We start from the raw sequence: 22,469 nt of genomic DNA on the forward strand, positions 1-22,469 counted from the left end.
GCGCCACGAACTCATTCACGCATGGCAGTACCACGAATCGACGACGCGGGTCACGGCGAAACGTTCATCCGGTGGACAGATCGCCTCGAAACCTCACAGTACTGCGACCGGTTCACATCGCCGGCACTGTCTAGTTAAGCTCCTCCTCGACAGGTGTTCGGTTTTCAAGCGATTGATGCGGTCTCTGACAGTTATAGTAATGCACAAACTGCTCAAGCCACCGCTGAACGCTCGGCCGACTGCCCACCCATGACGTATGGAAGCGGTCGATCCGCTGTTTGAGCGTGTGAAACCACTTTTCGATCAGATTTCGCTCGGTGTAGTCAAGCCGACCGCGCAACCCAATTCGGAAGAGGGCAGTCCGATAGCCGTAGCCATCAACGAGAAACACAGTGTCAGAGAGATCATGTTTCTCGACCAATCCAGACAGAAACGTAGCCGCTTGATCGGTCCCATGCCGATCAAATACTTTGACATCAAGCAGTAACTTTGTTTCTGTGTCTATTGCAGCGTACACCCAAGACCACTCGCCGTTGATTTTGACAGCGGTTTCGTCAACCGCGACCCGCGTCGGCGTCGCCGACGGCGGGTCGGAGACGCTGTCAGATATCCGATGAACTCATTGAAAAATCGCTTGATGCGAACGTTTTACGCCGAAGAGCACGAGAATCCCTTTTGTTTCCCTGAGTGAACAACCGGGTGGAGCCGGACGGCGAACGCCCGTCAGGGCGTTCGCCGTCCGCTCACGCTCCCAACATTCAGCGTAGCCGTCTCTAAACTCTTTTTGAGCAGGTTTGAGAGTAGCATGAATCACTAACTCTTCAACCTGCTCGTCCTTATCTAGACAGTGCCCCCTTTTCCGATGATTTGACACCTGCTGATCCTCGCTTGATCCGCGTTCTATGAAGAAGTTTTTGCGCACTGCCGCCGTGAGCTTTGGTTCTCACCGGTACCCCAAATCTCTCTTATTTACGAGAGAGCGGTAGACAGTCCGCCGGCAGAAACACACGGGTGCCCACCCAACTGCAACACACCGGATTTCCTTTGCTTTTCACCGGATAGACAGTCAACCCCTGCCCCTGACAGTCCTGCTGGTGCCACACCAGAGTTCCGCTGTAAACCGCGCTCGCTCGACAGTCCCACCGTCACTAGGTCTAACTCACTCCTGCTGGTACGCAGAGGACAGTCCAACGTGCTGGTCTGTACCTGGCTCAGGGCAGCTCCTGACGTCCTGTGGACAGTCTGGCAGTGCTGTTCACTGCCACTCACTCGTGCGTTCTATGGAAGACGGTCGCTCTCCGATTGGCACCCAGTATGACGCTCATGTGGCACCCCACCTCTGCCGTCCTACAAGAATTCCGTGAGTGCGTGCTACTGGCACCCCAGCTTGTTTTTCACGGGGATTTGCCCTGTATCGCACACGTTGGCACCCACTGGTCTAGTGTCCTGGCTGGCACCATACTGTAAGCGTTTCGCGTCTGTCTTGGTTCTGTTCGGTAGCAGAGGATTGTCCTCACTCTTGATGTCGTTGATGCTGAAAACCGCTTCTTGTGCGTCTACTAGATTCGCTAATAATATTATGGAAAACAATATTGTCTCTCTCGATGTATTATTCTCTATGAGTTCCGTTGTCCAGTCACTCAAGAAGCCCTACACCCGGAACCTCCTCGAAGTCATCGGTGCGTCGCTACTTGCGCTCATCATCGTTGGTCCAATTATCTACGGCGCTCTTGGCGCACTCGTCGGCTTTACACTTGACCTCCTTGGGATTGCTCAGCCACTCTCACTGCTCGGGATGAACATCGTCTTCATCAGTTCCATCTTCATCACAGTCTGGACCGTCTTCAAACTGGTTGAACTATACTACCAGCGCAAGAACTGAGGCGTTCTCGCACTATACACGGAGAGCTAGATCCGTTCTCATTCCATTAGGGTGACCGTGAGCTCCCAATGAACTGTTCCCTCTCGCTTTTTTACTTTGGCCCCTAGATCCAGCACAGCCTGACTGTCCCCTTCTTTTAGTGTTCGCTCTTCTCCAGTTGTTTTGCATAGTGGACTGTCCTATTCTTCGTGTCTGGTTGTCGTCGAGGATTCGCTCTGGCAGACTGTCCGGGTGCTGTTGTTCCCGGCTGGCTGCTCTCTCGCATCATTGTTGCTGGCTCTGTTGACAACCTGTTGGGGTGCCCTCTTTTCGCGTGTACTGTTCACTATCTGTTTTGTGATAGATTGGGGGTGCCCACTGGTTCTTGCTGGCCTGAGTTTGTCCGCTCTCGTCGCGGGTCGTTCTACTCTGTATTCGGGGGGGTGTCAGCCCCCGCGTTGTGTCGCGCACACCCACATTATCATTTTGACAGTACTGTTGTTCATCCCCTTTCGCGTTATCTTTTGGTCTCTTTCACCGCTTCATATACCGCCGTCGGGATGCAGTAGCTCAATTGAATCCAATCATAATATTATAGTTGGTATGGTTCGTTAGCCTTGCGTATAGCTTCCTATGTCATCTGATAACTCCGCCACTTTGACCACGGGACACGCCGACGAGATGGAAGAAAAACTGAACCGTGGAAATGAACATCGGCGTAACATTCTGGGTGCCCTCGCCACTGCTGACAGTGACGCACTCAACACGTCACAAATCCGAGAACGAGCCGACGTCCCCAGCAGGAGTATTTTTCTCGAGGATATTCCTTCGGCCGCTCAGTTGAGATAGAAGTCCCTCTCGTTATAGTAGGGCCGATGAAAGAGACGAGTACTTAATACGTTGGATAACCAAAGGTGAAAGGTTATGTCACTCGCTGCTGCGGTGCGGGAGTGGTTCGTTGATGAGGATAGCCTCATCTATGAATGCCGACACTGTGGGACATCGCTGGCAGCCACCGACCAGGTGTGTTCTACGTGTGGGTCAACTGAAATTGTCGACTTTGACGTTTCGTGATCTCCCCGCGACGTGCTTGGATTACTTGTCACGAGCTTTCAACCACTGATCGAGGAGCTCACGTATCGCTGCATCACGGTTCTCTCGATGGTGAGCAAATGCAACGTCATCGATTTGCTCGAGCTCCTCGGCTGTGAATCCGAGGGTGACTGAATCCATATCGGGAAAGTCCTGATCCATTAAGGGAAGTCTTGAGCGCCATCAATAAGTAAATTTGTCAGCCATCCGTTTGGCTTACGGATAGATTCTCGAACGCGATCATGGACAACGATGATTTGCATCTATCTCAGTATATAATCAAGATCATAAAGTCAGAATAAATAGTGTCCATAGTTATTCATCCATCATGCGTCGCCACGGTTTGAAAGTATTTCCATCACCGGTGTGGCAGTGATCCCATGAACGATAATGGAAACTAAGACAATAAATCCAATAAGTGCCCATAGGAGGCGTGGTGTCGGGAATTGCGCTCCATTCAGTCCATACGAAAGATAGTAGAACGATCCGACACCGCGAATGCCAAAGAACGAGATCGTAGCACGCTCGCCGCCCTCGATTGGTGCTCCAATGAGACCAATCATTCCTGCAAGTGGGCGCAGGATGAAAATGATACATAATCCTACGACAACTGCTTCCCATGTGAGTGGATCAAGGAGCCCAGAGACAAGTGTTCCACCGAAGAGAACGAGCAAAAGAGCCATTGCCAACCGCTCCGTCACTTCTGAAAAATCATGAAGGGCTCGATTATATTCATGAGATCGCTCTTGATGTCTGATTACTAACGCAGCAACAAAGACCGCGACGAAACCATATCCTTGGAGGATTTCTGTTACACCGTATACCAATAGGGTCCCACCAAGTGCTTCAGCTCCTTCTACTGCTCGGGCAAGTCGAGTCGTAGGTGAAAAGCGAAACAATAGTTCTGCGAGCACATATCCAAGGAAAAGTCCTAGAAGAGTTCCCGCGATGATTTTATATCCAACATATATCAACATCCACTTTCCAAGCCAATCAATACTGGCGATCCCGGATCCAGCAATAAGAATGGCGGCGTATGTGAATGGAAATGCCAATCCGTCATTGAGACCAGCTTCTGAGGTGAGAGCAAATCGGACTTCATGTTCGTGTTCTCGGCCGTCGCAATGGTCGTCTGCAGCATTCTCACCTTCCCCTGGGGGTCCAACCTGGATGTCCGAAGCTAGCACAGGATCTGTCGGTGCGACGATGGCCCCGAGGAGAACGGCAGTCGCAGGAACGATTCCAAGCACCCACCACCCAAGAAACACCGTGCCAACGATCGTGAGCGGCATCGTCACGACTAATAACCGCCACGTTGTTGACCAGGTTTGAAATGAAAACGGTCGGTCCAATTTGAGTCCCGCCCCCATTAAGGAAACAATCACAATGAATTCAGTGACCTTCTCAGCAATGGCTCCGTTTGCTATTGGATCTGGGTTTGGAAGTCCAAGTGGAAGCGAGAACGCTACTGCTCCGATTACTAGATAGAAGAGAGGACCTGAGGCGGCACGATCGGCGAGCAAATCTGGCAGAACCGAAGCAGCAAGGATAACGAAGCCAGCTAATGCTACTCCTACAATATAGGTTTCAACCATTACTATATGATAGCCACCGAACCGTCAAAATCAATGTGGCAGTTAATCTCTGCGTCCGACATTAGAAAAGTAGTTGTCCGGCCATTCGTCTCAAGATACCAGTCCCCCTCATTAATGTGAATAAACCGTCGCTTCAGTGCAACTAACTCCAGTGAACTGGTACTGGAACTGACGGCGTAATCGTCGTTTACCCCGCCCTGATGAATTAGAAAATCCGCTTCGATAGGCTTGCCACCTCCATCAGGTCGAAACGGGCGTGTACGAACGGATGTTGAGAGGAGATCCCCGATCTTCACTTAGTACTCGTGAATCGTCTCTTGATGTTGGTCAGATCGATTTTCGGCGATCGGAAAGTGAAGGATAACAGTGCCACTGGTTTTGCTAGCGACCGTGACCGACATTGGATCCATATGGAGTTTCATCACTCGTGAAGATAATCGACCGAGGACGGTCATAGCCTCTATTTTTGACCAATAGAACATCGCCTAGAGCATCTCGGACAACCCAATCGATCAGATTGAAATAGGTCGCTTCGATACACTTCGTATCATTTGAACGATGGTGGATCTAAATGTAGCACTCATTTCACCACCGGTCAATGATTGTTTGGCCAATGGTTGCCGGACCATCGATAACTTCGAGACCAAGATCAGTAAACGCGACCGTCTGGTACGAATCACTTCGACAACTGTACCCGCCATAGCTATCTCTTCGTTAGCTAAAGGGATAAACTCGGTGAGCATCCAACGACCTGCAATACTGTCATTCGAAATCTATTTTAAATCACGAGCGCGCTGACCTGGACGGCCGACGAATACTACGGGTAGGAGCAATTCAGTACGACACCTATCAAGCGGTTACCACTGGCAACTTGAGCTCACGAGTCGCTCAATGGATCTCGTTTTCATTGATCCGAATTACTGGTCCTTTCGATCCTTTTGCCACTGCTCTTTTGCAGTATTATACCGTATAGACGCTTGTATAGCCAATTTGATTGTCAAAGAAGCAGTGAAAGAACAGCTCGAAGGACACAATGTGTGAGTGACTTCTACGATGCACTCGATGAGGAAGTTGAGATGGTTCTCGAGGATGCTGCTCGACGAGCCGAAGAAAACGATCGTAAAACCGTCCGAGCACGCGATTTGTAGCGATCCGTCGCCTCACTGTAATTGCAATTCTCAGAACCAGCCCAATTGCGATCCCTATCTGTATGTTATCCATCGCAGCTCCGATCCCGGCTCCGAGCGTGATCCCAACTGCAATCCCAGTTCCCATCTTCTTCTCTGATCCGTTTTCATCTTGATCTGAAGATATAGGGATTCAATTTGTCAGTCCACCTAACAAACAGGCTGTATTCTCTAATCTGAGCTATGCACAAGTCCATAGATGCTTGCACCGTTAACGAGGATAAACCATTCCGCAGCTCTCGAAGCTGACGAGACGGCACAGAACCGCGCACAGGCCGACCAATTCGCCTTCAACGTCGATGCCCCGGGATTCGTCGAAGTCACCAATGAGAGCTATGATAAGCCCGCTGACCACCAGTACACTGTCTCCATCAACGGTGTGACTGAAGAGTTGATCGCCTGTACATGTTCTCACTATGTCCACTGTGACGCGTTCTGCAAACACAGAGCCGCTATTGAGAATGCTTCCAGTGCCTGGAGTATTGTGTTCTTCTCACTTCAGATATTGGTGATCGAAAACGATCGATAACCTGAGCGATGCAAATGTCCCGATTGCAAAGATCGCTTGACATCGAGAGAAGGACCGTTCGAAAATCTCTCCTGAATAACACCACCGGAAATCATTCAGAAATAGTAACAATACGGCGACAACGATATTTTGAAGCCTGCAACCGTAAACTCTGTATGTTCGATAAAGACCAGCGCGATTACATCACTCGCGCCCGAATTGGTCGACTAGCAACAGCCGACAGAGATGGTCGACCACATTTAGTACCTATTTGTTTTTCCCTTTTGGATGAGACGATCGTCACTCCTATCGATGAGAAGCCAAAAAAACGCTCACCGACAACACTGCAACGTAGCCAGGATATCAATGAAAATTCTTGTGTGACTCTCCTTATTGATCACTACACGGAAAATTGGTCGAAACTTGGTTGGATTCAAATTCGTGGTACCGCAACTCACCTTCTTCCAAATGAACCGGATCACACTCCAGCAGTCTTCTCATTACGACAGAAGTACGAACAGTATGCAAATCATGCGCTAGAGGAACGTCCAATCATCCGTATAATGCCAGGGAGTGTCCTCACTTGGGGGGAGCTCACTCACCAGTGATGAGCTATCAATCGACGACAATGGCGACTCCGATCCTACCGTGCATCACAAATAGTAATCAGTCGAAATACAGCGGGATGACCAGCGTACCATATACCACCGATTCTATTTCTCTTGTTGCACAATACAGTCTGCACAGGCCAGTAGCCGGCGACGAAAAGGCACAACCGAGTAACGCGCAAGACGCACGTACTGATGAATGAGAAAATCATCGAATTAACGAGCGATCTCATCAAGCACGAAAGCGAGAATCCACCGGGCAATGAGCACAGTGTCGCCGACTATCTCAAAGCCCGCCTGCAATCGTCGCCAGTCCCGTTCGATATCGAATCTTACGAGGTTGCCCCTGGTCGTCCAAACGTCGTCGCTCGTGTTGGAAATCCCTCGAACGGTTCCGTACTCTTGGCGGGGCATACCGACGTCGTTCCGGCGCATGCAACCGACTGGAGCGCCGATCCATACGACCCTACTGTCCACGATGAACGTCTCGTAGGGCGCGGAGCTGCTGATATGAAAGGAGCGCTCGCGGCGAAGATACTCGCGACCGAAGCGTACTACAACGAGACCGACGAACCGGGACAAGTGATACTCGCGTTTGTCGTTGATGAGGAAACGAACGGTGCAGGGATGAAGACGCTTGTTGATCGAGGTATCGATGCAGATGCTGCCATCATCGGCGAACCAACGGATCTGCAGGTCTGTACTGCCCAAAAAGGGGTTGTTCGCTACAAAGTGACAGTGCATGGTGAAAGCGGTCACTCTGGACGACCGGACAATGCTATCAATGCAATCTCGGGTCTGAACCGAGCCATAGAGCGTATCGAGACGTTCGATGATCGTCTTCGTAAAGAAGAGAGACATCCATTACTGGCTCCAGAAACGATAACGGTCACCGAGATCGAGGGCGGTACCGCTCCGAACGTGGTTCCAGACATGGCGACTGCGACGGTCGATTGGCGATTTCATCCCGGGAAGACCGATCCAGATCGATTTGACCATCGCCTTCGGGAACTTCTCGATGGAATCAGTCTCGATAACAAGCCACTGTCTATCGAATTGGGACGTACCGTCTTTGCTCGAGCGGCGGAAGTCACCCCAGATCACGAGTTTGCCGGTATACTATGCGATGCGGCTCGAACGGCTGGCGTCCCTGCCGATGTCATTGGATTCGATGCGGCGACAGATGCCCGCTTTCTCGTCCATGACGCGGGGGTCCCGACCGTCCTCTTCGGCCCCGGTAGCATCGAACGCGACGCTCATACCGTCGATGAGTCGGTTCGGATCACTGACCTCACAGCGACCGTCGAGACGTATCGGGTAGCGCTTGCTCGCTTGCTTTCCTGATCGTTCGTGTGTACCTCCTTCGATCGACGAGATCGATGATGAAGTTCCGAGCTGACCCCGCTATCAATCTATCAAAAACACGCTCGATCTGAACGACATCACCGATGGTCGACAGCGAACGCTTCGATACGATCGAGTCCTTCCTCGATTCGGGACAGATCGTTTGCAAAGCTCAGTCGCAGTCGTCCCTCACCAGCCTCGCCGAACCCTACCCCTGGTGTGGTGACGACATCATAGTCTTCGAGGAGTTCTTTTGCCATCGCAAGACTCGAGTCGCCGAATTCGGTCACGTTGATAAACACGTAGAAGGCACCTTCGGGTGGTGGGCAGGAAATCCCGTCGATGTCCGCGATTCGATCGACAACGTAGTCGCGCCGCTCTTCGAATGCTGACCGCATCGCATCGACCTCGTTCATGGGACCGTTGAGTGCCGCAATCGCGGCATGCTGGGAAATGCTCGATGTGCAGGCAGTCGTGCTTTCTCGTAGGATGGTTGCCGCAGAAACTACATCCTTGGGACCCAATAGCCATCCGACACGCCAGCCGGTCATCGCAAAGGTTTTCGAACAGGATTCGACAGTCAGAACGCGCTCTGGGGAATCGACGTAGCCGGTGATCCCGGTTCGATACTCACCGTACAGAAGTCGGCTATACACTTCGTCGGCAATCACGTACGCATCACGGTCTACTGCGGCATCGACGACCGATTTGACTGCACCTGGATCGAACACCCGGCCCGTGGGATTCGACGGTGTCGCAAGCATCACTGCCGCGGTCCGCTCAGTCATCGAATTTGTCACACGTTCTGAATCAAGTGTAAATCCATCTTCTGGATCGAGTGGCACTTCGACTGGAGTAGCACCGGCCAAAATCACTTGGGTTCGGTAGTTCGGCCACGAGGGGGACGGAAGAATGACCTCGTCTCCGGGATTGACCGTTGTGAGCATCGCAAGCGCCAGTGCCTCCATCGCGCCAGTCGTAACGAGGACCTCCTCGGTCGGGTCAACAGTGAACCCATGGGTCTTGGCAGTCGATTTGGCAATCGCTTCGCGTAGCGTTGGGAGACCAGCATTTGAGGTGTAATGTGTCGCCCCAGCGCTCGCTGCGTCAAGGGCTGCCTGTATGATGTGAGAAGGAGTATCGAAGTCCGGTTCGCCAATCTCGAGGTGGACGAGGTCTTCACGACCCGCCGCCTCCGCTCGTTTGGCGAGATCGAACATCTGCCGGATCGGTGATTGCTCGACCGCGGACATACGGTCGGCCAAACGGTTTCCAGTCATACTCATTGCCTCTCGATGACCGTTCGATCGGTCCGTAGTTCAGCGAGGTCGTCGCGATTGATTTTGACGCCCAATCCCGGTCCTCTGACGCTGATTTCTGGAACCGAAAAATCGAGGTCAGTGATATTCTCCGTCGTCATGAATGGACCAACCATCTCGTTCCAAATCACGTTCTCGAAGGCGAGACAAAAATGCACTCCGGCAGCAGTTCCGACACCTCCCTCGACCATTGAACCAAGCTGGGTGGGTCGATCATCGGCTTCCGCGACGGTATTCACCCGAATCGCTTCTCCGATCCCGCCAGTCTTCATCAACTTGATGTTGTAGATGTCGCCAGCCCCACGATTCACGAGGCCGAGACAGTCGCTGGCTGTTTCGACCGACTCATCCGGCATCACCGGGATATCGACACGCTCACGGAGTGCAATGAGGTCATCGACGTTTTCCTTAACAACTGGTTGCTCGATCACGTCAAGGTATTCAGTGATCTCCCGAAGTGCACGGAGGGCTGTCTTTGCGTCTCCCCACCCCTGGTTGGCATCTGCTTTGAGACTCACCGATTCCGGAACCGCTGCGGCGATCTGTTTTACCCGTTCGATATCGGTTTCCGGCTTGCTGCCGACCTTGATTTTTATCTGCTCGTATCCAGCTTCGACAGCATCGATTGCATCCGCAGCCATCTCATCCGGATCTTTTATTGACAATACTTTGGGAACGTCAATCACCGGCTTCGTGGCATTACCCCCTAATAGCTGGTACAACGGCATCTCAGCAGCTTTCCCCCGGATGTCTTGGAGCGCAAGTTCGATCCCAGCGTGAGCTGTTCGCGAGCCATCAACGAGGGCCGCCATATCGCTCACGATTCGTTCGATGTTGAGTGGGTTCATGTCGAGGATGAGTGGTGCAAGAACATCCTCAATCACGGCTGCGGTCGATCGTTGGGTTTCACCGGTCACCTCGTAAGCGGGAGCTGCCTCTCCCAGCCCTGTAATTCCAACGTCGGTTTCGATCTCGATGAGGACGCGTTCAAGCTCAGGAATCGGTTTGAGCGCGGTTACAAACGGCTCTTCGAGGGGGATGTCGTATTGGTGGACAGTCATTCGATCTATGCGCATAGGTACCACTACTACAGATGGGAGGATCCTTGAAGACTCGTTCGCCCACGCTTTCCGGTAGAGGAATCACACACTGGTTGATCGACGCGGTGTCACAGCACAGATTCAATACGCAGATCGTCGAACCACGTCTATGGAATTCGCAGCATGGTGTTACCCCTGGGATCTGCTCGACGAGGGTGTCGAGAACGTTGTAGACCGGTTAGCAGATATCGGCGTTAGCGAGGTAACCTTAGCTACCAATTATCACCATGTGCAGGCGTTTCTACCACATAACCCAAAGCGCCGTACGATCTTCGCTCGTGCGAGCTCCTATTTCCAACCAAGCGACGACTACGGGCGACTCACACCGATTCCATACGAAGGAATGGACGGAGACGATTGGCTGGAAAGGATCGATGATGCGCTCGCAGGGACGGAACTGTCGCTCAATTCTTGGACAGTCGGGTGTCACAACTCACGGCTCGGCCTACAGTATCCGGATGTGACGTTACAGACACCATATGGAGATTCACTGGCGTTCGGACTTTGTCCGTCAAACCCTTCGGTGCAGGAATATCTCCGCTCCCTGCTGACCGATCTCGATGAACGAGCATCCTTCGAACGAATCGAACTCGAGTCGTTTGACTACTTCCATGGTCGCGGGTTTGGCTGGCATCACGATAAATTTCACACAGATCTCGGCCGTCTCGGAGAATTCCTCTTTGGGCTTTGCTTTTGCGATCACTGTCAGGCAACCGCATCAAGTGCTGGCATCGATACCGAAGCGGTTCGCAAGATCTGTGTCGCTACCATCGATGCGATTGCAGAGGGGACACTTCCTGCCGATTTCGATCTCCTTAGTTGGTTTCACGCCCACCCAGAAGTCGCCGAGTACACGGCCGTTCGGACTGATACCCTTACAGACTTGTTTGCCGAGTTCCGTTCAATTGTCGAAGCTGATCTTGGCTACTATGCTGGCTTGATCAACGTTGCAGACACGTGGATGCATGGGGCCGATCTCTCGAAACTATCTTCTCATCTCGACTTTATTACGGTTACCGCCTACGAATCCTCATCAACGGCCGTTCTCAACGAGTTTCAAACGGCGCACACGCTCGCCCCTGATGCGGAGTTGCACGTCGGAATCCTTCCCGGACACCCAGTCATTCACGACCCCCAACCGGTGGCAGAAATCATTGATGCGCTGGCTAACGAGGGTGTTCCACGGGTATCGTTCTACAATTATGGACTGCTGCCGGAACGAAATCTCAATTGGATCGCCAACGCGACCGAACCGAATCGATGAATCAGCAGACGGTCACTAATTGATCGCCACGGAAAGAATTCACTCAAACCCGACTACGTTTGAAATCGTGGGAGGACCTCGTCCGCAAATCGACGGACACTGTCCATCCCTGTCTGTCCCTCCATCCCCGGGAACTGCGTCCGGAAGATCAGATGGTCCACGCCGATATCCTGATATGTCGCGACCATTCCGGCTACTTCGTCGGCCGTTCCGATCATCGTCTGTTCTTCGATGTCCTCGAAACCCGGTCGCCCTGTGAATTCTGGATTTCCCCATTTGATGTATTTTTCAGTGAGGTCAAGTAGGTACGGATCGACCGCATCGTAGGCAGCCTCGGTCGTCTCACCGACGAAACCGTCGACCATGATCGTGACATCGCCTTCGTCTGGATCCTTGCCAAACTCTCCTAACGACTCGCGATACAACTGAATATCGCGTTCGAGATCCTCCGGAATGGTTACCGCGGCAGTGAACCCGTCACAACGATAAGCCGCCCGCTTGATCGCCACGCTGGCGTTTCCACCACCCCAAAACTTCGGTCGGGGATTTTGCACGGGAGAGGGACGAACAAAACCATCTTCAAATTGGTAATAGTCTCCGCTGTGGTCAAAGCGTTCTCCCGCCAGCAGTCGCTTGAGAATTTCCAACCCCTCGATGAATCGTGGAACACGCTGATCCATCGGGACGCCGAAATTGACGAGTTCGCTCTCACGGTACCCGAGGGAGACTCCCCACCGAGTCCCCCCGTCCATCAGGTTATCGATGGCGCTGATGCGCTCGGCGAGGTGGATCGGGTGGTAAATAGGGAGAATGAGAATGTTCGCCATTAGATCGATTTTGTCGACACGAGCCGCCATGGCCGTGAGACAGGAAAAGGCATCATAGAAACCGTCGTCGTAGAAATGACGCTCGCCGACTGCAGCGGTGTCATATCCTAGTGTTTCAATTTCGGTCGTCTGCTCTAGCATTTCCTCGAACGAAAAGTCCGTTCGACGGTCATCGTACTGGTTGAGATACACCCCGAATTCCATGTCTGTATCTCCGCTCCGATCTCGCATAATTATTCCCCAGGTTGTATCCGTCACTTCGACGAACGCGAAACAACCATTAGAATCAGCCAAAAGAGATGGAACCGGGATCCCCGCTTAGTCCGCGGTCCGAGCGTCGGTCGGTGTTCGGTTGTGAATCCACCCCTCGATGGGGTTCTTGAGTGTGTAATAGATGACACCGGCAACGACCGCGCTGGTGAGTGCCGGGACGAGATAGGCTGCCCCCGCGAGCCCAGGAATCCATCCGTTTGCCCAGATTGCATAGATCGCACCGACGAGCCACGCGATGATGGCAGCAGGATGCCAGCCATGTAAGTACCAATATTTACCGCCGCGCTGGAAAAGGGCCTGGTCGTCGATTCCGTGTTCGAACACATAGTAGTGGACGAGCATCACCCCGGTCGTCGGGACGAGTGTGATCGTCAGTGCTCCTAAGAAGGCATCGATTCCACCGAAGCTGAAGATGCCCATGATAGCCAATATCGTCCCGATGGCGCCGGTGAGCATCGTCATATTCACGCGTTTCTTGCCTGTCAGTTGAGAAAGGGCGATTCCACCGACGTAGACGTTGGTCACGTTCGTGGTCCACGAACCGGCGATGAGGAGTATTAACCCCACCCACCCGAGGCCGAGCTCGACCATGATATTCACTGGGTTCCAATCACCTGCCGCGATTGCTGCGAGGATGCCAATTACCGCTAAGGCGATTCCAAAAATGATCCACGCAAGTGTTGCGCCCCACGATGGTTTTTCTGGATCGACAGGCGTACCGTAGCGACCATAATCCATCGCGACGATAAAGAATGCTGCCGTCGCTGCAGGGAAGACGTTAAGCGCCGCCCAAAATGACATCTCACCTCCACCACTACCTGCCAGATTGATACCATACTGGGTAAGTATTTGATACACAACGAGGGCGAGCAAAACTGTCATGATCGGTACTGCTATCTTGTTCAGTACCTCGATCCACTCATAACCAAAAATCGCAACTGACGCCATGACGAGCCCAAGCACCAGTGCAAGAATCTCGAACATATATGGGAATCGGATGCCGAAATTGGTGAGAATTCCTTGTGTACTTGCTGCGACAATGCCGGTCTGAACACCAAACCATCCCACTGTCGCTAATACGACTGCCAGCGAAGGAATTGCGCGTCCGTTAATACCGAACGCGGCCCGCATGGCAGTTGTTCCTGCTGTTCCTTCTTCCGAGGCAATGTACGTCCCGTAATAGACGACAATTCCGACTAGAAGGATGCTTACGACGACGGCAGCGATACCAATCCACAGTCCAGCTCCGACGGTCAATGATCCCAGAAGGAAATTGGTAATAACGATACTGAAACCGGCCCAGATGGTGAATATTTGCCAAAATCCGCGTGTTCTTTCTGACTCCGAAATGACATTTACTCCTTCTGTTTCGATTAGTGGCATTGCACTACCTAGTCGAGACATACAGCAAAAAACATTAGGGATAATTATTGAGACGGTAGCTGAATACCGGTTACCTCCGACGATTTTTCAATTCGACCTATCGACGGACTATATGCGAACGTAGCACCAATATCCCAATTCTTTCGCCACTTCTTACAGGTATTCAACATGTGTTTCCAACTCCGTTTTGGATCACAGAAGTGCACGAGTTAGCTGCATTCATGGTGATTGCCCTCTGGGCGTTAGGTGGAGTATTAATAGTAAAATCATGGTGGTCCACGTGAATGTAATCAGCCTCATGACACCGACCCTCTCTGTAGTAGCGATTATTGTATGATAAAATTAATTAGATTGCGTACTGTCGGAGCTTTCTGATATAACTATAAGAATTCCAACATTAAATGCCCAAGGAATACCAATATTATATTTTCTATCAAAGTTGAAAATTAGACCATAAGTTATGGAATCTTAAAACGATAGGATTCTCAAGCATTGTTCATCCGCTGGCTGTGTGTATCTCCGCAGATTAGACATCGTGTCGTTCGATAGGGTTCACGGGAGAACTCTGCATTCTGTTGTTTCTTACTCTCTTTTTTGATTTCAAGAGTGACGTCATGAGGTGTTTCACGGTTACAATTTTCGCAAAGTTCAGTGAGCGTCTGAAATCCTTGTCCCTTTTTCGCCATTTTTATTTCCCCGACTGCTAGATAGCACTGGTAAGAACATAAGTTGTGCTTCTTTGTCATCTGAAATCGTTGTGTTAAACCAGTCAAATTTCCCAGATTTCCTTGACGGATGCACTGTTGTATGAGTACCTCACAGATAACGATCAGTTGCCTATTAGCTGATTGCTATAGGAATATACTGGGTGGCAACTGGCCATCTGAACTTAGTGGAGGTCCAAGACGAACAGTCTGTATCATTGTATTAATTCATGAATCACGTCGTTTAGTGTGACACATTGTTGGTCAGAGAGGTTCCCAAGGTTCATTGGTGACTTCTACTAGTCGGAGCATCGAATAAACCAGAAAGAAGAAGGGCCTACAACAGGGCGAAAAGAACAGTGCTATCAACGTCGTATATCGGAGTATGACCGTCGAAATCGACATCCGTCTCGCTGCGAATGAGTTTGCCTTCGGTCAGATTTTTCAAGCGATGCCTGCCTTGCGGATCGAATTCGATCGCATCGTTCCGATTGGACGTGAAGACGAATATCTTCCGTTCGTCTGGGTGGAAGCAACGGAAGCAGCACCAAACTCAAAAGCAATAGAAGAGGCGTTCACCGAGTGTCCGGACATCATGGAATTCAAATTGTTGACTGCTGCAAAGGAAAAGCGGTTATATCGCCTCCACTGGCAGCCCACGGATGTAAGCTTACTTGATGGGATGGTTCAGACGGGAGGTACAATTGTTGAAGGATATGGTGAACATGGTGAGTGGATGTTACGCCTTCGATTTGCCTCACAGGAAGGCCTCTCTCGATTCAATAACTACTGTAACGACCACGATCTCAATTTTACCCTCGACAGAATGATGGACGTGAACCCACCAGGAGACTCACATCTTGATCTCACATCAGATCAACTGGACGCAATCCAGCTTGCGTACCATCACGGCTATTATGAGATTCCAAGAGGGATCAGCCAAGAAGGGATTAGCAACCTTCTTGGGGTTACTCACCAAGCTGCCTCAGAACGACTCCGTCGAGCGAATAAGAAAATTCTCGAACAATCGTTAGGACCATTGTTGGACACCGAATTACGAGAGGATGAATGAGTGTTTGACTTTCGTGATACCTGCAAATAGTTGCATTCCGACTCCCGTTGTAGTTAATAATGTTAATTATCATGGTAGGGGCTAAAACTGGCTGTAGGTAACTACTGTGATGAGTATTTCCCTACGCTTATCGGGCCAACATGGCCACTTTCATGCTACCATGTCTGTCTCAATAATCAGAGGTTGATACTTGGTGATTCCACCTCAAACCACTGTCGATAAGATTGCCGGCACTTCAAGAGTCAAGTGCGTAGAACAAGGGTGATTCGATTATCCACGGCGATACTCTCCGATCGAATGTTCTTTGGTCGCCGAACTGACTACATCGTTTGACCCATCAGCTGGTGTAATTCCCCTCTCAATCAATAAACGAGGTTTTGATGTAAATTTGTACGATGAGTTAATTTGTCGGTGCTGAACACGCTGAAGTCACATCGCTAGAATGACTTGGCGAGAAAGATAGGTACTCAATCGGTTCACCTTGGAGGACAACCAGAACATCTAACCCCCTTCAAAATCCATTACATACCTACTGGTGTAATGGAACGTTACTAGCTGGTAATCCTGCATAGAATCACCGATGCGAAACATTACAATCCAGAGACAGTATCGTGTAAGTATTCAGTACTATTGCTCTGATGATCACAGTAGCTGGGAATTAGGATATCCGAAGTATACCGCCTCTGATGGCACATAGACGTATCGTTGAGGATGAACAAATATTCGCATTCGGTAGGCAGGTTCGAGACGAATCGTCTCCTAATTATCTCCCGTTGTGACGCCTTCTACGTGAATACCTTGATATCTTTTGAACGTGTTGTACAGTCGGAATTCCGCTTTCAAGCTTGAATCGTTAGACATGCAGGAGATTAAGGTGTTCGCAGAGCGTTTTTCTTGATTCGGGACTACCCTTCACTTGAGGAAGTTCGTCAATGCCCGGCGTGCCAATTCCCCGATTGTCGCGTTTGGTTGCATTCCTTTCTCTGGAGATGAGTTGAAATGGTCCCTAACACAACGCATGCCCCGAGTGACGAACCCCAGCGGTACGTCACGTACTATGATCGTAACAGTGCGGCCCGTCTGAGCACAGTCATCGCGCATTCACTCGCAGAGTTAATGGACACGGACACCGATGTGGGAGAAAAAATACTCTACGAGAGTGTGGATCCAGAGTCGTTGGATCATCTTTATAAAAAGAGATTCGATGGAACACCACGAAACAAAGGTTATCTCACCATCATCACCAATGGCTACACAATTAAGGCACATGCCGATGGACTAATCGAGATCACACCTAACCACTCTCGTAATCCATTATGATGAACCAAGCACTACAACATAAAATGACTGCTCTATACTCATAGAGCGCAGAAATCAAAGGCAGGGTGGGCTAATCAAATAAACAGACAAAATGTGATTCCTTGAAAACGACAACCCAGACCAACTCACTTTTTCTCATGACTTCATGAGGCAGAAATCAGCCTCATGCCGATTAGAGAATGGACACTTCAAGGGCTACCGATCGCTTTGCACTCAGATTTTATTATTGTGGTATTTGAAAGACCGGTGCCGGGTGTTTAAACATCCAGCGCATTTCATCATTCTATGTCGAGCTGTTAACTGCTACAGTACGAACGATAGATCAGGTATGGATCAGTTCGGATTGATGAATGGATCTTCTGTCATGACCCTGTGTCTGAGTGCTTCTCCGGTTTTTGTATCGAAGAGATTGATGGCATCTTCTGGTATATGTATGGTTACGGGCTGACCAGAGCTTATTTGTTTGAATCTGTTGACGATGGCGATGAATGTTTCGGGGGTGGTAGTGTCGTTGTCAAACATCAAGTAAATATTGTTCTCATTACCCATCGGTTCGACAACATCTACTGTCGCTTCGAACGTATGTAATCCACTGACGTCTTCCGATACGTCAATGTCCTCTGGACGGATGCCCAAGATGACTTCGTCTGTGCCGTCAATAGCTTCTCCAATCTCTTCCGAGAACGGGTATTCAAATCGGCCGTTTACGGTCTGTGAGATAAGTCGTGATCCATGTACCTCCATATTGAAAAAGTTCATTGACGGGCTTCCGATGAACTCCGCAACGAACTTATTTGCGGGCATGTGATAGCACTCGAGTGGCGTACCGATTTGTTGGAGTTCACCGTCGTTCAACACGGCAATACGGTCACCCATTGTCATCGCTTCCGTCTGGTCATGCGTAACGAACACTGTCGTCACATCTAGTTCCTCTTGGATACGTTGGAGCTCTGTACGCATGAATGCGCGGAGCTTTGCATCTAAATTCGAAAGTGGTTCGTCAAGCAAAAACACTGCTGGGTCGCGAACGATAGCGCGTCCGAGCGCAACTCGTTGCTGTTGCCCCCCAGAGAGCTCCTTGGGTTTTCGATCGAGCAACTCATCGATGTCGAGGAGGTCTGCGGTCTCTCGAATCTTCTGTTTCACTTCGGTGTCCGATTTCTCTGTTGACTCCTCGAGACCGAATCGCATATTCTCAGCAACGGTCATATGAGGATAAAGCGCGTAGCTCTGGAACACCATCGCGATATTACGGTTCTTGGGGGATTTATCATTGATGAGTTCACCGTCGAGATAAATCTCACCGCTGGTGGGTAATTCCAAACCTGCGATCATCCGTAGAATCGTAGTTTTACCGCAGCCGGAGGGGCCGACGAGAACAAGAAACTCACCGTCGGCGATATCGATTGAAACGTCGTTAACGGCGATGATGTCCTTCCTACTACCCATGAACGATTTCCTGATTTTGTCGAGTGTAAGTGTTGCCATATTTATGTTTCTCCTGTAACACCCTCCGCAAACTGCTCGCCAAACAGGATGTAGATGAGCAACGTTGGAAACGCGGCGATGAACGCGCCAGCCATCTGTAGGTTGTACTGTTGCACCATCGACCCCTGAAATGTGTTGAGCGCTAGGGTGATAACTTGGTTCTGTGGGTTCGATACCAGCACCAACGCAAACAAGAGATCATTCCATATCTGCGTGAACTGATAAATGAACACAACCGCGAACATCGGTGTTGAGAGCGGGAGGATGATCCGACGGTAGATCCGAATCACCGAAGCACCGTCTAGCCGAGCCGCCTCCAACATTCTCTCGTCGAAGTTCGAGTAGTACGATCGAAACAAAATCGTACAAATGGGTATACCATACGCCGTGTGCGTGATGATGAGTTCTATCAGTTCTACTCGGCCCGCGAGAAATGGGATACCTGAGAAGAATGAGGCGAGATTCACGATGGTCCAGAACCGCGTCAGCGGTACGAGCACCGACTGGTACGGAATAAACACACCGGCAATGAACAGCACGAACACCGTTGTTTGGCCACGCCAATCGAGATTAGTCAGCCCGTAGCCCGCGAGTGATCCAAGTAGTCCCGAAAACAGCGTCGCCGGGACAACAAGGACGAGACTGTTCACGATTGCTCCATGTGCATTTCCGAGCGGTCCCTGAAGTTGCCCCCACGCCTGAAACCACGGGTTGAGGGTGGCATCGGTGAGCGATGGCGGCACGAATGGTATCGTCTCAAAGAACCCGGACTGCGTTTTAAACGCGGTCACGAATCCGGTCTCTAAAGGCGCCAGATAAAACATAACCATCCCGATTAGTACTACGTATAAGACGACACGCCAAGACATGACGAGGCTGACTCGCTCTTGAAGCGATGTCTCGCCTCTAAGCCGGTCTCTGAAGCTCATAGCTCCCCCCGTCGATATTGATAGACTAAGTATGGGCCAATGATGACGAGCGCCATGACAAACAAAACAGTCGCGATGGCAGAACCGTAAGCCCAGTTCGTTGAGCTAAACGCTTCACGGAACATCATTACGGCTAAAATGTCCGACGACGGACCCGGAGTATCTCCGAACATGACGAACAGGAAGTCGAACGCTTTGAGTGCGAACACCATCAATACGATCGCCGCGCTCAACGTCGACGTTCGAAGTTGCGGGATGATCACCCGCCGGTACATACGGAGCGTACTCGCTCCGTCGATTCTGGCGGCCTCAAACTGTTCATTTGGGATCGCCCGGAGGCCAGCCAGGTAGACGACCATGCAGTAGCCGCTGAACTGCCACATCAAAGCGAATATAACGGCCGCGAGTTTCGTCCGCGGATCGCTGATCCAATCATTCGCGACGAAGTCAAGCCCGATAGAACGAAGTAGAACGTTAATCAGTCCGCTCGATGGGTTGTACATCCACGCCCAGAAAATAGCAGTGACGACGAACGAGAGACTCATCGGCAACAAGTAAATTGTCCGGAAGGTGTTCGTGGCTCGAATATCCTGGTCGACGAGGATCGCGAGGACGAGCCCGACCACGAGCGATACTATTGTGAAAGCGACGAGCAACACGACTGTGTTGCGGGCGGCGCTGATAAACGAGATGTCCGTAACCATTCGACTGTACATCTCGAAATCAAGAGAGCTGTAGTTCGGGGAGCCGAATCCCGCCCAGTCGGTAAGCGAGATGAGCGCATTCCAGCTAATTGCGCCGTACACGAATAGACCCACCAGCAGGGCTGGGGGGAGCCAGAAAACAAGTCCGCGGACGAAATCGCCTCCCATCTGCCTTCCTCTAATCAGGCCCAAAATCCGATTCGATTCCTTAGGTTCCATGCCACCATCGGTTCGAGCATCGGCTCGGTTAGAGATGCAGTCAGTCAACCAAGTGATTATGCGTTTCATGGCGGTCAAGTCCGGGGATCAGAGTTACGCCTGAAACGCGTCCTGAATGCGCGAGGCAGTAGAGTCGACATTCCAACTCTCCGTGAAGCTGGCGAACGCCTCTTCCATGTTACTCTTGACTGCCGGCACGACCGCCGACCCGTGGGCGATTGTCGTCGGTTGGCTCTTGGAGCTCTTGAAATCCCGAATCTGCGACTGGAGGAACGGACCGAACGGAGCCATTGGGACATCCGTTCGTGGTGGTATCGATCCTTTGATTGGATTGAAGCGCCGTTGTGCGTCGACGGACGCACAGTAGGCAAGGAACTTCTCCGTCGCGTCTGGCGATGGGTTGTTCTTGGGATAGACAAACGAGTCGATCACCATCGAATACACCCCACCCGTCCCAGGGAATGGTACATAATCCCACTGCTTCTGATATTCGAAGTTCCCTGCGGCTTCGTACTGACCGGCTGCCCAGTCACCCTGCTGGACGAACGCTGCCTCACCGTTGATGACCTTACTGTTCGCCTGATCCCACGAGATCGACCCCGAATCCTCGTTGAAGTTCCCGCTATACTGCTTTACCTGCCGAAGTGATTGCTTGATTTGGTCTTGGTGCTGTTGGGCATTTCCGGTGACGAGATCGAGAAAGGCATCACTTCCATGTGAACCGATGAAAACGGTCTCCCAGAGTTGAAGTGTCGTCCATGCCTCCTGCGTCGAGTGGGCCATCGGCGTCGCCTCCGTCTTCGAAGATACCGTATCGAGCGCGTTACCGAGCGCCGTCGGATCACCGATTGATTTGGGATCGACACCAGCCTGCTTGACGACATCTGCGTTGTAAAACAGATTGTTTAGCCGATGAATGTTCAGCGGAACTGCAACGTAGTTACCCGCTGGCTTGGCCGTGTTCCTGACGCTTTCGAGGTATGCGTTTTGAACCTCCTGCGTCCAAACGCTATCGCCAATGTCGTTGAGGACATTCCCTTGGATGTACGGGGTAAGTGACTGTCCAGGCCATATCTGAAAGGTGCTCGGCGGATTCTGGTTAAGCACCCTGTTTTTGATCACGGTATCGAGAGCACTCCCAGCACCTCCCGGAGCCGGGTTGTTCTGAACCTGAATCCCGGGATATTTCTTTTTATAGCCATCGAGCAATGCTTGCAACGCTTCTTTTTCGCCGCCAGCCGTCCACCAATGCACAATTTCGAGCGTATTAGAGTCACTCCCCTGCTGTCCCCGAGCTGTGCACCCAGCTAGCAACGCGAGCCCGACGGCACCTGCACTACCCGTACCTTTCAGATACGCTCGCCGTGATATACCCCCCTTTTCTATGGTTGGTCGAATCATTTTGGATGTCCCCTTTCCCTAGCGAACCCCTATCTTAGGGAAATGTTAACAAACAATAGACCCTATCGCACAAATACGTTTTGGCTAACATATTAAAGAATCGTCAGAGTCGATTCAGTGGAGCCTTTTGTCGGAAAATCGAGTTACACAAAAAGGAGAAGCGACTAGATTTCTACTTGCTCCATGAGATGATTCCATCGGCCCTCTCTAAGGGAAATTACATCCGATGATTAGAGGAGTTCGTTGTCGACGGAATGGAAAACAGTGAGAT

At 51.1% G+C, this 22,469-nt stretch carries 18 protein-coding genes and 2 pseudogenes; 8 read left to right on the forward strand and 12 right to left on the reverse strand.

Annotated features, from left to right (window positions below):
• Positions 1-130 precede the first annotated feature (130 nt).
• Positions 131-807, reverse strand: a pseudogene (locus tag ACGYLY_RS25375) (IS6 family transposase).
• An 811-nt stretch (positions 808-1,618) separates the two neighbouring features.
• Here ACGYLY_RS25375 and ACGYLY_RS25380 point away from each other — a divergent pair.
• On the forward strand, positions 1,619-1,882 hold the full coding sequence (locus tag ACGYLY_RS25380) for a hypothetical protein (protein ID WP_395285548.1): 264 nt from the start codon (positions 1,619-1,621) through the stop codon (positions 1,880-1,882).
• A gap of 1,074 nt (positions 1,883-2,956) precedes the next feature.
• On the opposite strand, the gene ACGYLY_RS25385 is transcribed toward ACGYLY_RS25380, so the two are convergent.
• Both ACGYLY_RS25385 and ACGYLY_RS25390 read right to left on the reverse strand, forming a co-directional pair.
• A complete protein-coding gene (locus ACGYLY_RS25385) occupies positions 2,957-3,115 on the reverse strand; it encodes a ribbon-helix-helix protein, CopG family (protein ID WP_395291295.1) in 159 nt (52 codons plus the stop codon).
• 164 nt (positions 3,116-3,279) lie between these two features.
• Entirely contained in the window at positions 3,280-4,548 is a 1,269-nt protein-coding gene (locus tag ACGYLY_RS25390) for a cation:proton antiporter (RefSeq protein ID WP_395285549.1), read from the reverse strand.
• Positions 4,549-5,529: 981 nt separating this feature from the next.
• On the opposite strand from ACGYLY_RS25390, the pseudogene ACGYLY_RS25395 reads away from it, so the two are divergent.
• The 4 genes and pseudogenes from ACGYLY_RS25395 (at position 5,530) to ACGYLY_RS25410 (ending at position 8,195) form a co-directional block, all read left to right on the forward strand.
• A pseudogene (locus ACGYLY_RS25395) lies at positions 5,530-5,696 on the forward strand (DUF1931 domain-containing protein).
• A 238-nt stretch (positions 5,697-5,934) separates the two neighbouring features.
• A complete protein-coding gene (locus tag ACGYLY_RS25400; protein ID WP_395285550.1) occupies positions 5,935-6,264 on the forward strand; it encodes an SWIM zinc finger family protein in 330 nt (109 codons plus the stop codon).
• A gap of 155 nt (positions 6,265-6,419) precedes the next feature.
• Positions 6,420-6,851 (forward strand): TIGR03668 family PPOX class F420-dependent oxidoreductase, encoded by a 432-nt coding sequence (locus tag ACGYLY_RS25405; RefSeq protein WP_395285551.1) that lies wholly within the window; start codon positions 6,420-6,422, stop codon positions 6,849-6,851.
• Positions 6,852-7,046: 195 nt separating this feature from the next.
• The gene (locus ACGYLY_RS25410; RefSeq protein WP_395285552.1) at positions 7,047-8,195 is read left to right on the forward strand and encodes a M20 family metallopeptidase; all 1,149 of its coding nucleotides are present in this window, start codon (positions 7,047-7,049) and stop codon (positions 8,193-8,195) included.
• A 98-nt stretch (positions 8,196-8,293) separates the two neighbouring features.
• Here ACGYLY_RS25410 and ACGYLY_RS25415 read toward each other — a convergent pair whose 3' ends face one another.
• The gene (locus ACGYLY_RS25415; protein ID WP_395285553.1) at positions 8,294-9,475 is read right to left on the reverse strand and encodes a pyridoxal phosphate-dependent aminotransferase; all 1,182 of its coding nucleotides are present in this window, start codon (positions 9,473-9,475) and stop codon (positions 8,294-8,296) included.
• A gap of 2 nt (positions 9,476-9,477) precedes the next feature.
• Positions 9,478-10,575 carry a mandelate racemase/muconate lactonizing enzyme family protein gene (locus ACGYLY_RS25420; protein WP_395285554.1) on the reverse strand — a complete coding sequence of 366 codons (1,098 nt, stop codon included), beginning with the start codon at positions 10,573-10,575 and terminating at the stop codon, positions 9,478-9,480.
• Positions 10,576-10,723: 148 nt separating this feature from the next.
• Between ACGYLY_RS25420 and ACGYLY_RS25425 the strand changes: the two genes are divergently transcribed.
• Entirely contained in the window at positions 10,724-11,878 is a 1,155-nt protein-coding gene (locus ACGYLY_RS25425; RefSeq protein ID WP_395285555.1) for a hypothetical protein, read from the forward strand.
• Between the two features lie 53 nt (positions 11,879-11,931).
• Here ACGYLY_RS25425 and ACGYLY_RS25430 read toward each other — a convergent pair whose 3' ends face one another.
• From ACGYLY_RS25430 to ACGYLY_RS25440, 3 genes are all read right to left on the reverse strand, one after another.
• The gene (locus ACGYLY_RS25430; protein ID WP_395291296.1) at positions 11,932-12,909 is read right to left on the reverse strand and encodes an LLM class flavin-dependent oxidoreductase; all 978 of its coding nucleotides are present in this window, start codon (positions 12,907-12,909) and stop codon (positions 11,932-11,934) included.
• A gap of 114 nt (positions 12,910-13,023) precedes the next feature.
• Positions 13,024-14,361, reverse strand: coding sequence for a purine-cytosine permease family protein (locus ACGYLY_RS25435; RefSeq protein ID WP_395285557.1), 1,338 nt, complete (start codon positions 14,359-14,361; stop codon positions 13,024-13,026).
• 485 nt (positions 14,362-14,846) lie between these two features.
• Positions 14,847-15,047: a hypothetical protein gene (locus ACGYLY_RS25440; RefSeq protein ID WP_395285558.1), complete on the reverse strand. Its 201-nt coding sequence runs from the start codon at positions 15,045-15,047 to the stop codon at positions 14,847-14,849.
• A gap of 403 nt (positions 15,048-15,450) precedes the next feature.
• Here ACGYLY_RS25440 and ACGYLY_RS25445 point away from each other — a divergent pair, with 403 nt between their 5' ends.
• Together ACGYLY_RS25445 and ACGYLY_RS25450 are read left to right on the forward strand one after the other, a co-directional pair.
• A complete protein-coding gene (locus ACGYLY_RS25445) occupies positions 15,451-16,137 on the forward strand; it encodes a helix-turn-helix domain-containing protein (protein WP_395285559.1) in 687 nt (228 codons plus the stop codon).
• Positions 16,138-17,136: 999 nt separating this feature from the next.
• Entirely contained in the window at positions 17,137-17,457 is a 321-nt protein-coding gene (locus ACGYLY_RS25450) for a HalOD1 output domain-containing protein (protein WP_395285560.1), read from the forward strand.
• Positions 17,458-17,790: 333 nt separating this feature from the next.
• Here ACGYLY_RS25450 and ACGYLY_RS25455 read toward each other — a convergent pair whose 3' ends face one another.
• The 4 genes from ACGYLY_RS25455 to ACGYLY_RS25470 are packed head-to-tail and all read right to left on the reverse strand — an operon-like array spanning position 17,791 to position 22,198.
• On the reverse strand, positions 17,791-18,945 hold the full coding sequence (locus ACGYLY_RS25455; protein WP_395285561.1) for an ABC transporter ATP-binding protein: 1,155 nt from the start codon (positions 18,943-18,945) through the stop codon (positions 17,791-17,793).
• Between the two features lie 2 nt (positions 18,946-18,947).
• On the reverse strand, positions 18,948-19,814 hold the full coding sequence (locus ACGYLY_RS25460; RefSeq protein ID WP_395285673.1) for a carbohydrate ABC transporter permease: 867 nt from the start codon (positions 19,812-19,814) through the stop codon (positions 18,948-18,950).
• Positions 19,815-19,870: 56 nt separating this feature from the next.
• Positions 19,871-20,866 carry a carbohydrate ABC transporter permease gene (locus ACGYLY_RS25465; RefSeq protein ID WP_395285562.1) on the reverse strand — a complete coding sequence of 332 codons (996 nt, stop codon included), beginning with the start codon at positions 20,864-20,866 and terminating at the stop codon, positions 19,871-19,873.
• A gap of 24 nt (positions 20,867-20,890) precedes the next feature.
• A complete protein-coding gene (locus ACGYLY_RS25470) occupies positions 20,891-22,198 on the reverse strand; it encodes an ABC transporter substrate-binding protein (RefSeq protein WP_395285563.1) in 1,308 nt (435 codons plus the stop codon).
• Positions 22,199-22,469 lie beyond the last annotated feature (271 nt).

Source organism: Haladaptatus sp. CMAA 1909, assembly GCF_043952005.1.
GTDB lineage: Archaea > Halobacteriota > Halobacteria > Halobacteriales > Haladaptataceae > Haladaptatus.